Raw genomic sequence first — 11,513 nt, 5'->3', positions numbered from 1 at the left:
GCCCAGGCGATGAGGCCGAGTGACGAGGCCGAGTGACGAGGCCTCCGGCGGTGCAACCCCCGTGCGGCCAGCTATTCCGCCGCCGCAGGTCTCGACGCACCACCCTGCGCGCCGCCCCGCGCGCCCTCCAGCCACAGAGCGAGGTCGGCCCGGGCCCGGTCGGTGAGCGCGCGCTTCTTCAGCGCCGCCTTCTCGGGCCCGCGCAGGCGCCGGCCGGTCTCGTTGCGGGGGGCCCGCTCGAGCGGCGGGAACAGGCCGAAATTGACGTTCATCGGCTGGAACGAGCGCGGGGCGTTGGCCTCGCCGTCCGCCCTCAGGTGGCCGCCGGTGATGTGGGCGATGAGCGCGCCGAGGGCCGTGCTCTGGGGCAGGGGGGCGAGGGGGTCGCCGGCCGCCTCCGCGACGGCGAAGCGGCCGGCCATCAGCCCGACCGCGGCGCTCTCCACGTAGCCCTCGCAGCCGGTGATCTGACCGGCGAAGCGCAGGGCGGGCCGGGCCCTCAGCCGGAGGGTGGCGTCGAGGAGGCGCGGGCTGTCGAGATAGGTGTTGCGGTGCAGGCCCCCGAGGCGGGCGAACTCGGCCCGCTCCAGGCCGGGGATCGTGCGGAAGATCCGCACCTGCTCGGCGTAGGTCAGCTTCGTCTGGAAGCCGACCATGTTGTACAGGGTGCCCAGCGCGTTGTCCTGGCGCAGCTGCACGATCGCGCAGGGCTTGACCAGCGGGTCGCGGGGGTTGGTGAGCCCCACGGGCTTCATCGGCCCGTGGCGCAGGGTCTCGGGGCCGCGCTCGGCCATGACCTCGACGGGCAGGCAGCCGTCGAAGTAGGGCGTGCCCTCCCACTGCTTGAAGCCGATCTTCTCGCCCGCCACGAGGGCGGCCACGAAGGCGTCGTACTGCTCGCGGCTCATCGGGCAGTTGAGGTAGTCCGCGCCCGTGCCGCCGGGTCCCGGCTTGTCGTAGCGGGACTGGAACCACGCCACGTCCATGTCGATCGAGTCGCGGTGGACGATCGGCGCGATCGCGTCGAAGAAGGCCAGCGACTCGGCGCCGGTGAGCCCGCGGATGCCCTCGGCCAGCGCCGGAGCCGTGAGCGGGCCGGTGGCGACGATGCAGGGGCCCCACTCCTCCGGCGGCAGGCCCTCGACCTCGCCGCGGACGAGGGTGACGTTGGGGTGCTGCTCCAGGGCCCGGGTCACCGCGGCGGAGAAGCCCTCGCGGTCGACCGCCAGCGCCCCGCCCGCCGGCACCTGGTTGGCGTCGGCCGCCCGCATGATCAGCGAGCTCAAGGAGCGCATCTCCTGGTGCAGCAGCCCGACGGCGTTGCCCTCGGGGTCGTCGGACCGGAAGGAGTTCGAGCAGACGAGCTCGGCCAGCCCGTCCGTCCGGTGGGCCTCGGTGCCGCGCACCGGGCGCATCTCGTGGATCACGGCGCGGTGCCCGGCTTCGGCCACCTGCCAGGCGGCCTCGGATCCGGCGAGGCCGCCGCCGACGATGTGGATGGTCTGTGTCATGTCTGAGAATAGCGAAGGACCGCCGTCCGGATCAACGGGCGGCGGTCCTTCGGGACTTCGTCTCGGGTGCTGTGACGCGGGCGCTGGGATCAGACGCGGGCGACGCCGCGGATCTCGCTGCGGTTGATGCCGAGATCGGCAAGATCGCGGTCCGACAGGCGGGACAGCTGGGTGACGGTGTCGCGGTACCGGAGATAGGCGCGGACGCGGCTCAGGACGCTACGGGCGGCGGACATGGTGTGCTGTGACCTCTGCTCGGGCAGACGATGGCGCCTCATTGCGCATCGCTGCCTCTTGTTGGTGCAACGCACATATAATCCCGCCGCAGCGCAGCAGGAGGCGCAAGGTCAAGCATCAGACCTGCGGGAATTGCATAACCGGCTTAAGAAACCGGCAAGGTTTCCGAATGGTCATTCTTTGTGCGCATGCGGGCCGCCGAGGGGGGTCCCGCACGCGCGAAGGGCGCCCCGCCGGTCGGCGGGACGCCCTCCCTGTCGTCTCTGGAGCGCCCGGACCGGGGCTCAGTAGAACGGGCGCGGCCCGTAGAACCCGTAGGGCCGGTAGAACGGCCGCGGCCGGTAGTAGCCGCCGTAGTAGATCGGGCGCCGCCAGTAGCCGTAGGGCCGGGGGCCCCAGTTCGGCCGGCAGATGCCCCAGGGATTGGGGTGGAAGCCGGGGCCGCAGCCCCCGGCCGCCTCGGCGGACCCCGCGAGCCCGAGGCCGCCGGCGACCGCGGCGGCCATCACGAGCGCCTTCGCGCGCGGTGCGCTCAGAATCGTCATGACTGGATCTCCTCAACGCTTCCGGCGGATCGGGAGCCGGTCGTTCGAGATTCGGTCCCGCCACCTGAACCGTCGCTGAGCCGTAGGTTGTGTCCGGTACAGGCCCGCGACAGCGCCGCGGCAACGCCGCTCGGAGCGCGAAGGTTGCACGCTCCGGGTCGCAAACTCAGTGCAGCGAGGGCGTGCGCAGGAACCGCTCCCGATCCCCGGAGACGAGGGCGAGCTTCACGCCGCGCCCCTCCCGGCGGATCGTGAGGGGGACCCGCACCCCGGCCTCGCCGAGGGCCCAGACGCTGCGGAACAGGGCGGCGAGATCGGCCACCGGCTCGCCGGCCACCGCCTCGATCACGTCGCCGGCCTGGAGGCCGCCGGTCTCGGCCGGGCCGTTATCGGCGAGGCCCATGACGACGATGCCCTCCTCGCTCTCTGTGGCGTAGAGGCCGAGCCAGGGGCGCGGCGGCCGGTCGGCGCGCCCGCGCGTGGCGAGGTCCTCGAGGATCGGCGTCAGCAGGTCGATGGGCACGACCATGTTGATCGGCCGCGCCGCGCCGGCGCCGCCCTGCTGCAACTGCAGCGAGCCGATGCCGAGCAGGTCGCCCTGGGGGCCGATCAGCGCGGTGCCGCCCCAGTGCGGGTGCGCGGGTGCGGTGAACAGGGCCTCGTCGAGGACGTACTCCCAGTAGCCGGCGAATTCCTGCCGGGCCACGACCTCGACGGCGACGCAGCGCTGGCGCCCGCCCGCCCCCGCCAGCACGGCCCGGTCACCGGTCTTCAGCCCGGCCGAGCGGCCGAGCGGGAGGGCCGGCACGCCGAGATCGCCGAGCGCCTGGACCAGGCCGAAGCCGGTGGCGGCGTCGAAGCCGAGGACGTGGCCGGGCACCGAGCGGCCGTCCCGGGTGGTGAGCCAGACGCTCTCGGCCTCGGTGACGAGGTAGCCGATGGTGAGCACCAGCCCGTCCTCGCGGATCACCACGCCGTTGCCGGCGCGCTCGGTGCCGAGCGTCTCGGCCGTGAACGCGCTCTCCGGGATCCGCGCCGACAGGGCCAGGACCGCGGAGAGCGCCCGGTCGAGGTCGTAGCCGTAATCCGCGGGCCTGGGCTGGGCCTGCGCGGGGATCTTCCACTCGCCCTGCGTCGCCATGACTTTCCTTCGGCTCGTCCGCCTGCGCTCCGGTCGGCCCCGGAGCCGCGCCATCGGCACACCATAGGATGTCCGCGCCGCCCGCGTCACCCGCGGCCGGTTGCGACCCATGGCACGGGCCCGCGCGCGGCGGGGCCGGCGCAACAAAAAAACCGCCCGGCGGAGCCGGGCGGCGCGCCGTCCCGGAGGACGGCCTGTCGGAGATCCGGGCGCCCCCGCCGCGCGGCGGCGGGGGGCCCGGCGTCTCGGGAGGGTCTCAGTACTTGCGGACCAGGGCCGCCGGGACCGGCGAGGCGGCCGGGGCCGGCGAGTACAGCGGCACGATGAACCGGATCCAGCCGTCGGTGGAGTAGTTGCTGCGGGTCTGGCCGAACGCGGTGGTGAGCTGCGCGCCGGTCACGACGTCGCGGGCGACGTAGGCCTGGACGGTGAAGATCTTGAAGTCGTAGCCGATGAGGCCGCCGATGGCGAAGCGGCCGCGGTTGCCGGCCGCCGCGCTGGCCTGGCTGATGTCGAAGTTGTAGGTGCCGTAGGCGATCGGACCGATCTCGAAGTTGCCGAACTTCTTGGTCGCCGTGAGGTCGAAGTTCAGCGAGTCCGACAGGCGGATCGGGCCGATGGCGGCGCCGACCTGGCCGGGGAAGCGGCCGGGCGAGTCGTAGATGTTGGCGGTCAGGTTGGCGGTCAGGTTCCAGCCGTCACCCGTGTAGCTGCCGGCGACGCCGAAGCGGTAGGTGTTGGAGGAGAGCTGCGGCAGGACCGGGGTGGCCGTCGTGCCGTTCGCGGTGATGATCGAGCCGCGGTCGCCGTTCAGGTCGTTCAGGTAGGCGCCGCCGAGCAAGCTGACGCCGAAGTTGTTGCCGAGGTCGAAGGCCCAGATGCCGCCGACGAAGGTGCCGACGTTGATCGAGATGTCCTTGTTGCGCACGCCCGCCGGGTTGCGGGTGAAGGCGAACACGGTCGGGGGCGCCACGAGCAGCTCGACGCGGCCGCCGAACGGCACGAACGGGGTCGACCAGACCAGGACCGGGATGTTGACGGCCGTGTCGGGATCGTTCCGGCCATCGGTGCGGCGGTAGGTGAACGTGTTGATGGCGTAGAGGCCTTCCGGCAGGGGCGCGCCGACCGCGAGGCCGACCTGCTCGCCGGGAACCGTGGTGGTCTGCGCCTGCGCGATCGTCGAGGTCATGCCGACCGTGAGCGCGACCGTGCCGGCCGCGAGCCAGTTCTTCATCATTTTCTCATTCCTTCCCAAGGTCACACGGCGTCCGTCCCGCATTCGGCACTTCCCTGCCGGTCTGCTCGCCTATCGCGGCTGCCGGCTTCGGACCTGCCGAGCGCCCCCACGGAGCCTGCCCGTCTCAACGTCTGCGACTATTCTACAGAGACCCTCGGAAAGACAGTGGAATGCTCGCCGAAACGGCACAACCGGCCGAACCGTTGCGCAAAAGCCGCATTTTTGCGGCGATGCAACACTGTCCACAGACCCTGCTCGGACGGGGGGTCCGGCAAAATATCGTTGAACGGTCAAGCTGTTGTCGGGCCGGGCGGCGGGAGAATCCGGCAAGGCCGGGACGACGATCGGGCAGGCCGCCGGTCCGGACGCGGCGGCCGGGAGCCGGCGCCGCACCCGCCGGCAACCGGTTCGGACCGGCGCCCCGCGGCTCGAATCACCGCCCGCCCGGGCGGGTTCCGGCCGGCACCCGGCAGAAACTGCCGCGCCGGGATCGGGTGAACCGCCGCGTCGGACCCGCGCTGCGACGGATCCGCGGAATCGCGCGGCCCGGTCGGCGGCGCGGGCCGCCCGGGGACGGCCGCCGAGCGGGACGGTCCGCGGCGCTACTCCGCGGCGCGACCGCGGCTCGCCGGTGAGGCGGGGCGCCGCTCCAGCACCTCGCGCAGGAACCGGCCGGTGTGGCTCGCGGTCGCGCGCGCGATCGCCTCGGGCGTGCCCTGCGCCACCACCCGGCCGCCGCCGTCGCCGCCCTCGGGGCCCATGTCGATCACCCAGTCGGCGGTCTTGATCACTTCGAGGTTGTGCTCGATCACCACCACGGTGTTGCCCTGGTCGACCAGCTCGTGGAGCACCTCCATGAGCTTGGCGACGTCGTGGAAGTGCAGGCCGGTGGTCGGCTCGTCGAGGATGTAGAGGGTGCGGCCGGTGGCGCGCTTCGACAGCTCCTTGGACAGCTTCACCCGCTGCGCCTCGCCCCCCGACAGGGTAGTGGCCTGCTGGCCGACATGGACGTAGTGCAGGCCGACTCGCTTCAGGGTCTCGAGCTTGTCGCGGATCGCCGGCACCGCCTTGAACAGCTCGGCCGCCTCCTCGACGGTGGAGTCGAGCACGTCGGCGATCGACTTGCCCCGGTACTTCACCTCCAGGGTCTCGCGGTCGTAGCGCTTGCCCTTGCAGACGTCGCAGGTGACGTAGACGTCCGGCAGGAAGTGCATCTCGATCTTGATGACGCCGTCGCCCGAGCAGGCCTCGCAGCGCCCGCCCCTGACGTTGAACGAGAAGCGGCCGGGCTGGTAGCCGCGCGCCTTGGCCTCCGGCAGGCCCGCGAACCAGTCGCGGATCGGCGTGAAGGCGCCGATATAGGTGGCGGGGTTCGAGCGCGGCGTGCGCCCGATCGGCGACTGGTCGATGTCGATGACCTTGTCGAGGTGCTCCAGCCCCTCCAGCCGCCCGTAGGGGGCCGGGTGCTCCAGGGCGCCGTTCAGCTTCTTGGCGATGGCCTTGTAGAGGGTGTCGATCACCAGGGTGGACTTGCCGCCCCCCGAGACGCCGGTGATGCACGTGAAGGTGCCGAGCGGGATCTCGACGTCGACGTCCTTGAGGTTGTTGCCCCGCGCGCCGAACAGCCCGAGCTTGCCCTTCCGGCCCTTGCGGCGGGCGGTCGGGGTGCGCACCGACATCGCGCCGGTGAGATACTTGGCGGTGAGCGAGGCGGGATTGGCCAGGACCTCGGCCGGGGTGCCTTGCGCGATGATCTCGCCGCCGTGGATGCCGGCGCCCGGGCCGACATCGACCACGTAATCGGCCTGCAGGATCGCGTCCTCGTCGTGCTCGACCACGATCACCGAGTTGCCGAGGTCGCGCAGGCGCTTGAGCGTGCCGAGCAGCCGCTCGTTGTCGCGCTGGTGCAGGCCGATCGAGGGCTCGTCGAGCACGTAGAGCACGCCGGTCAGCCCGGAGCCGATCTGCGAGGCCAGCCGGATGCGCTGGCTCTCGCCGCCCGAGAGCGAGCCCGAGCCGCGGGCGAGCGTCAGGTACTCGAGGCCGACATCCACCAGGAAGCTCAGCCGGTCGCGGATCTCTTTCAGGATCCGGACCGCGATCTCGTTCTGCTTCGCCGTGAGCTTGTCCGGCAGCTCGGAGAACCAGCGATGGGCCTCCGAGACGGACAGGGCCGTCACGTCGGCGATGTCCGCCATGGCGACCTTCACGGCCAGCGCCTCGGGCTTCAGCCGCTTGCCGCCGCAGGCGGCGCAGGGCGTCTCGCTCATGAAGCGCCCGATCTCCTCCCGCACCGCGTCCGAGTCGCTCTCCTTGTAGCGGCGCTCCAGGTTCGGGATCACGCCCTCGAACGGCTTGTTGACCGTGTACTTGCGCAACCCGTCATCGTAGGCGAAGCGGATCGACTGCTTGCCCGAGCCGTAGAGCACGATGGCGCGGGCCGTCTCCGACAGGCTCTGCCAGGGGACGCCCGTCTTGAAGCCGAAATGCTCGGCCAGCGCCTCCAGGGTCTGGCCGTAATAGGGCGAGGTCGACTTCGCCCAGGGGCCGACCGCGCCGCGCTTCAGGCTCAAGCCAGGGTCGGAGATGACCAGTTCGGGGTCGATCCGCATCTCGTGGCCGATGCCGCTGCAGGTCGGGCAGGCGCCGAACGGGTTGTTGAACGAGAACAGCCGCGGCTCGATCTCCGCGATGGTGAAGCCCGAGACCGGGCAGGCGAAGCGCGACGAGAAGGTGACGGTCCGGGGCGTCTCGCCCTCGGGGGCGTCGGCGAACACGATCTCGGCGACGCCGTCGGCGAGCTCCAGCGCGGTCTCGAAGGACTCGGCGAGCCGCGAGCCGATATCGGCGCGGACCACGATCCGGTCGACCACCACGTCGATGTCGTGCTTGAACTTCTTGTCGAGCTTGGGCACGTCGTCGATGGCGTAGTATTCGCCGTTCACGCGCAGCCGCTGAAAACCCTTCTTCTGGTACTCGGCGATTTCCTTGCGGTACTCGCCTTTCCGCCCGCGGACCACGGGCGCCAGCAGGTAGAGCCGGGTCTTCTCCGGCAGCTCCAGCACCCGGTCGACCATCTGCTGGACGGTCTGGCTCTCGATCGGCAGGCCGGTGGCCGGCGAGTAGGGGATGCCGACCCGCGCCCAGAGCAGGCGCATGTAGTCGTAGATCTCGGTCACCGTCCCCACGGTGGAGCGGGGGTTCTTGGACGTGGTCTTCTGCTCGATGGAGATCGCCGGCGACAGCCCGTCGATCTGGTCGACGTCGGGCTTCGACATCATCTCCAGGAACTGGCGGGCGTAGGCCGAGAGCGACTCGACGTAGCGGCGCTGCCCCTCGGCGTAGATCGTGTCGAAGGCCAGCGACGACTTGCCCGAGCCCGACAGCCCGGTGAAGACCACGAGCTTGTCCCGGGGGATGGTCAGGTCGACGTTCTTGAGATTGTGCTCCCGGGCGCCGCGGATCGCGATGACCCGCCGGTCCTCGACGGGGGCCGGCGCGGCGTCGAACAGCGCCTCGAGCTTGGCGTCGATGGCGGCCTCGGCCGCCGCCCCGGACCGGGCGGGTTTCTCGGACTTGGCGCGGGCCGGCCTGAGCTGAGGTGCCTTGGCGAGGCCGGCCTTCGGTGCCTTGGAGACCGTCGGGGCGGCGGCTTTCGGGGAAGCCTTCGCGGCGTCTCGGGCGGCGCCGGCGCGGCTTGCGGCACGACTTCCAGCTTGGGCTTTGGCCATGAGGGCGGCGGTCTCTCGAGGCGTCGACGCAGTCGGATCGGATCCGGATCGGATTCGCGCGCGGGCCAGCCGCCGCTCCGGCTCATGTCGAGCCCGAGGGGGCCCACGGCAAGATGCGGCCGGCGGGACGCAGGCCCGTCATGCGCCGCCCTTGCTAGAACGAAACGCGTACGGCGGCAACCGCTCCGTGCACGGGCCGCCACTCCTGCGCGCGCGGCGAAGCGATCCGGCGGGGCCCAAATGGCCGGTCGAGCGCGTCGAGCGGGCGCCTGCGCAAGCGCGCCCGTCACCGGTGCGTGACCGACGCGTGACCGGGCTGCGCGCGTCGGCCGCGGTGTTGCACCGCGGGAGCCGAGGCCCCACGTCGCCGGGATCCATTTCCCGAATCGCCTCCATCGCAGGTGCCGATGCCAGCGCTCGACATGACCGATCCCGTCGTCCGCGGCGGGGCCGGAGACCGGAACGCGGCCCGCGGGCAGCGCGTGTCCACGCGGCTCCTGTTCCTGATCGTGGGCATCGCCAACGCCACCTGGGCGCCCCTGGTGCCGCTGGTGAAGGACCGCGCCGGCCTCGACGCGGCGGGGCTCGGCCTGCTGCTCCTCACCTTCGGCGTCGGCTCGATCCTGGCGATGCCGAGCGCCGGGGCGGCGGCCGCGCGGCTCGGCTTCCGGCCGGTCCTGCTCGCCGGCACGCTGGCGCTCGGCCTCGCCCTCCCGGTGCTGGCCGTGGCCTCGGGGCTCGTGCCCCTCACCCTGGGGCTCCTGCTGTTCGGGGCCGGGATGGGGGCGGTGGACTGCGTCATGAACCTGCAGGCGGTCGCGGTGGAGCGCCGGAGCGGGCACCCGATGATGTCGGGCTTCCACGGCCTCTACAGCCTCGGCTGCATCCTGGGGGCGCTGATCGCCAGCGGCCTGCTGGCGGCGGGCCTCGGCGCGGGCTGGAGCGTGCTGCTCCTGGTCGCCGGCATCGCGGCCCTGTTCGCCGCCGCCTGGCCCGGCATCCTGCCGACGGACAGGGGAGGGGCGCGCGGCCCCGCCTTCGCGCTGCCCCGCGGCCCGGTGCTGGTGCTCGGCCTGCTCTGCTTCGTGGTGTTCCTCACCGAGGGCTCGGCGCTCGACTGGAGCGCGGTCTTCCTGATCCAGCAGCGGGGGCTCGACCCGGCCTGGGCGGCGCTCGGCTACGCGGCCTTCTCGGTGACGATGACGGCCGGCCGGCTCGCGGGCGACCGGGTCGTGGCCCGGCTCGGGCGCCGGAGCGTGGTCGTCCTCGGCGGCCTGCTGGCGGCCGTCGGCCTCGCGCTCTCGGTCCTCGTCCCGGCCTGGGAGGCGGCGCTCGCCGGCTACGCCCTGGTCGGGGCGGGCTGCGCCAACATCGTCCCGGTCCTGTTCACGGCGGCCGGCCGCCAGAGGGCGATGCCCGAGAGCGTGGCGGTGCCGGCGGTGACGACGCTGGGCTATGCCGGGGTGCTGGCGGGCCCGGCCCTGATCGGCTTCGCCGCGCAGGCGCTCGGCCTCCCCGCGGCGCTCCTGATCGTGGCGGTCCTGCTCGTCGGCGTGGCGGCGGCCGGGCGCTCCCTGCGGGTGTGAGGCTCACGCCCGGGCGTTGCGCGCCAGGAAGGTGGCGGGGCTGCCGTCCTCCGGGTTCACGAAGACGATGTCGGTGGGCGCCCGCCGGGGCGTGTCGATCGACAGGAACACCACCGGGTCCCCGGGCTCGAGCTCCGGCATCGCGTGGACCGTGCCCTTCTCGAAGAACAGGAGCTGGCCGGGGCCGAACGCGGCCACGGAGGCGGGATCGCCCATCCAGAAGGTGCCCCGGCCCGACAGGCAGTAGAGGTACTCGTCGCAGGTGGCGTGATAGTGCGGCGGGGTCGGCCGGTAGACCCGGAACACCCGGGCGCTCGCGGCCTCCCGGTCGGTCAGGTAGGTGTCGACCAGGAGGGTCTGCGCCCGCTCGGGCAGCGCCGCCGCCAGCGCCGCCACGTCGAAGATCCCGGTCCCCGCCGCTTCCGCCATCGCGTCCTCCTCAGTCCGAAAAGCCTTCGAGCACGATCTTGCCCCTGGCGCGCCCGCTCTCGATCAGCGCGTGGGCGCGCCGCAGGTTCGCGGCGTCGATCCGCCCGTAATGCTCGCCCAGGGTGGTGCGCAGGCGACCCGCATCAACGAGGCGGGCGACCTCGTCGAGGAGCGCGCCCTGGGCGGCGATGTCGGCGGTGGCGAACATCGAGCGGGTGAACATGAACTCCCAGTGCAGCGACAGGCTCTTGCGCTTGAGGAGCCCGACATCGAGGCGCTCCGGATCGTCGATCAGGGCGAGGCGGCCCTGCGGGGCGACGAGGTCGACGATCGCGGCGAGGTGCGCGTCGGTGTTGGTCGTGGAGAAGACGAGGCCCGGCGCGCCGAGCCCCAGGGCCGCCACCTCGGCCGCCAGGGGCCTGGAATGGTCGACCACGTGGTGGGCGCCGAGGTCCCGGCACCAGGCCGCCGTCTCGGGCCGCGACGCGGTGGCGATCACGGTGAGGTCGGTGAGTTCCCGGGCGAGCTGGATCGCCACCGAGCCGACGCCCCCCGCGCCGCCGACGATCAGGATCGCCGGGGCGGCGCCCGGAACCGGCTTTCCCGCGTCGAGGCGGTCGAACAGGGTCTCCCAGGCGGTGATCGCGGTGAGCGGCAGGGCGGCGGCCTGCGCCCAGCCGAGACCTCGCGGCTTACGCCCGACGATGCGGGCATCGACGCAGTGGAACCGGGCGTTCGTCCCCGGCCGGGTGAGGTCGCCCGCGTAGAACACCGCGTCGCCCGCGGCGAAGCCCTGGACCTCCGCGCCGGCGGCCACGACGGTGCCGGCCGCGTCCCAGCCGAGCACCTTGGCGCCGCCTTCCTCCGGCTCGGCCCGCCGCCGGACCTTGGTGTCGACCGGGTTCACCGAGACCGCCTCGACCTTCACCAGCAGGTCGCGCGGGCCGGGCTCCGGCTGGGGCAGGTCGAGGTCGACCAGGGCTTCGGGATCGGTGATCGGCAGGGACTTGCGGTAGCCGACGGCGCGCATGGTGATCTCCTCGGGCTGTCGCCGCAGGAGATGCCGGCCGCCTTCACGGACCGCAAGTACGCACAT

The 11,513-nt window shown here is 72.4% G+C and carries 9 protein-coding genes; 1 reads left to right on the top strand and 8 read right to left on the bottom strand.

All coding sequences use genetic code 11. The features are described from left to right. Positions 1-71 precede the first annotated feature (71 nt). The 6 genes from trmFO to uvrA all read right to left on the bottom strand — a co-directional run bounded on the left by trmFO (position 72) and on the right by uvrA (position 8,402). Positions 72-1,511: a methylenetetrahydrofolate--tRNA-(uracil(54)-C(5))-methyltransferase (FADH(2)-oxidizing) TrmFO gene (gene trmFO, locus LOK46_RS08460; RefSeq protein WP_273563358.1), complete on the bottom strand. Its 1,440-nt coding sequence runs from the start codon at positions 1,509-1,511 to the stop codon at positions 72-74. Between the two features lie 89 nt (positions 1,512-1,600). Next, positions 1,601-1,747 carry a DUF1127 domain-containing protein gene (locus LOK46_RS08455; RefSeq protein WP_020095497.1) on the bottom strand — a complete coding sequence of 49 codons (147 nt, stop codon included), beginning with the start codon at positions 1,745-1,747 and terminating at the stop codon, positions 1,601-1,603. Between the two features lie 285 nt (positions 1,748-2,032). Next, on the bottom strand, positions 2,033-2,293 hold the full coding sequence (locus LOK46_RS08450) for a GCG_CRPN prefix-to-repeats domain-containing protein (RefSeq protein ID WP_273563357.1): 261 nt from the start codon (positions 2,291-2,293) through the stop codon (positions 2,033-2,035). A 166-nt stretch (positions 2,294-2,459) separates the two neighbouring features. After that, positions 2,460-3,434 (bottom strand): S1C family serine protease, encoded by a 975-nt coding sequence (locus LOK46_RS08445; RefSeq protein WP_273563356.1) that lies wholly within the window; start codon positions 3,432-3,434, stop codon positions 2,460-2,462. A gap of 256 nt (positions 3,435-3,690) precedes the next feature. Next, complete coding sequence (locus tag LOK46_RS08440; RefSeq protein ID WP_273563355.1) at positions 3,691-4,671, bottom strand: transporter; 981 nt, start codon at positions 4,669-4,671, stop codon at positions 3,691-3,693. A gap of 602 nt (positions 4,672-5,273) precedes the next feature. Then, on the bottom strand, positions 5,274-8,402 hold the full coding sequence (gene uvrA, locus LOK46_RS08435; protein ID WP_273563354.1) for an excinuclease ABC subunit UvrA: 3,129 nt from the start codon (positions 8,400-8,402) through the stop codon (positions 5,274-5,276). 422 nt (positions 8,403-8,824) lie between these two features. On the opposite strand from uvrA, the gene LOK46_RS08430 reads away from it, so the two are divergent. Further along, positions 8,825-9,988, top strand: coding sequence for an MFS transporter (locus tag LOK46_RS08430; RefSeq protein WP_273563353.1), 1,164 nt, complete (start codon positions 8,825-8,827; stop codon positions 9,986-9,988). 3 nt (positions 9,989-9,991) lie between these two features. Here the strand turns inward: LOK46_RS08430 and LOK46_RS08425 are convergent, their stop codons facing one another. Together LOK46_RS08425 and LOK46_RS08420 are read right to left on the bottom strand one after the other, a co-directional pair. Then, entirely contained in the window at positions 9,992-10,417 is a 426-nt protein-coding gene (locus LOK46_RS08425; protein ID WP_273563352.1) for a cupin domain-containing protein, read from the bottom strand. A 10-nt stretch (positions 10,418-10,427) separates the two neighbouring features. Further along, positions 10,428-11,447, bottom strand: a complete 1,020-nt coding sequence (locus LOK46_RS08420) for a zinc-binding alcohol dehydrogenase family protein (protein ID WP_273563351.1) — start codon at positions 11,445-11,447, stop codon at positions 10,428-10,430. Between the last annotated feature and the right edge of the window lie 66 nt (positions 11,448-11,513).

Origin of the sequence: Methylobacterium sp. NMS14P, assembly GCF_028583545.1 — a bacterium.
Lineage (GTDB): Bacteria > Pseudomonadota > Alphaproteobacteria > Rhizobiales > Beijerinckiaceae > Methylobacterium.
The sequence above is the reverse complement of the archived record's forward strand: the minus strand, read 5'-3'. Positions and strand labels throughout refer to the sequence as shown.

Bases quoted from the DNA above. Each gene is read 5' to 3' on its own strand.
- LOK46_RS08425 (WP_273563352.1), bottom strand. From the start codon at position 10,417: ATGGCGGAAGCGGCGGGGACCGGGATCTTCGACGTGGCGGCGCTGGCG.
- LOK46_RS08450 (WP_273563357.1), bottom strand. From the start codon at position 2,293: ATGACGATTCTGAGCGCACCGCGCGCGAAGGCGCTCGTGATGGCCGCC.
- LOK46_RS08420 (WP_273563351.1), bottom strand. From the start codon at position 11,447: ATGCGCGCCGTCGGCTACCGCAAGTCCCTGCCGATCACCGATCCCGAA.
- uvrA (WP_273563354.1), bottom strand. From the start codon at position 8,402: ATGGCCAAAGCCCAAGCTGGAAGTCGTGCCGCAAGCCGCGCCGGCGCC.
- LOK46_RS08445 (WP_273563356.1), bottom strand. From the start codon at position 3,434: ATGGCGACGCAGGGCGAGTGGAAGATCCCCGCGCAGGCCCAGCCCAGG.
- trmFO (WP_273563358.1), bottom strand. From the start codon at position 1,511: ATGACACAGACCATCCACATCGTCGGCGGCGGCCTCGCCGGATCCGAG.
- LOK46_RS08455 (WP_020095497.1), bottom strand. From the start codon at position 1,747: ATGTCCGCCGCCCGTAGCGTCCTGAGCCGCGTCCGCGCCTATCTCCGG.
- LOK46_RS08440 (WP_273563355.1), bottom strand. From the start codon at position 4,671: ATGATGAAGAACTGGCTCGCGGCCGGCACGGTCGCGCTCACGGTCGGC.
- LOK46_RS08430 (WP_273563353.1), top strand. From the start codon at position 8,825: ATGACCGATCCCGTCGTCCGCGGCGGGGCCGGAGACCGGAACGCGGCC.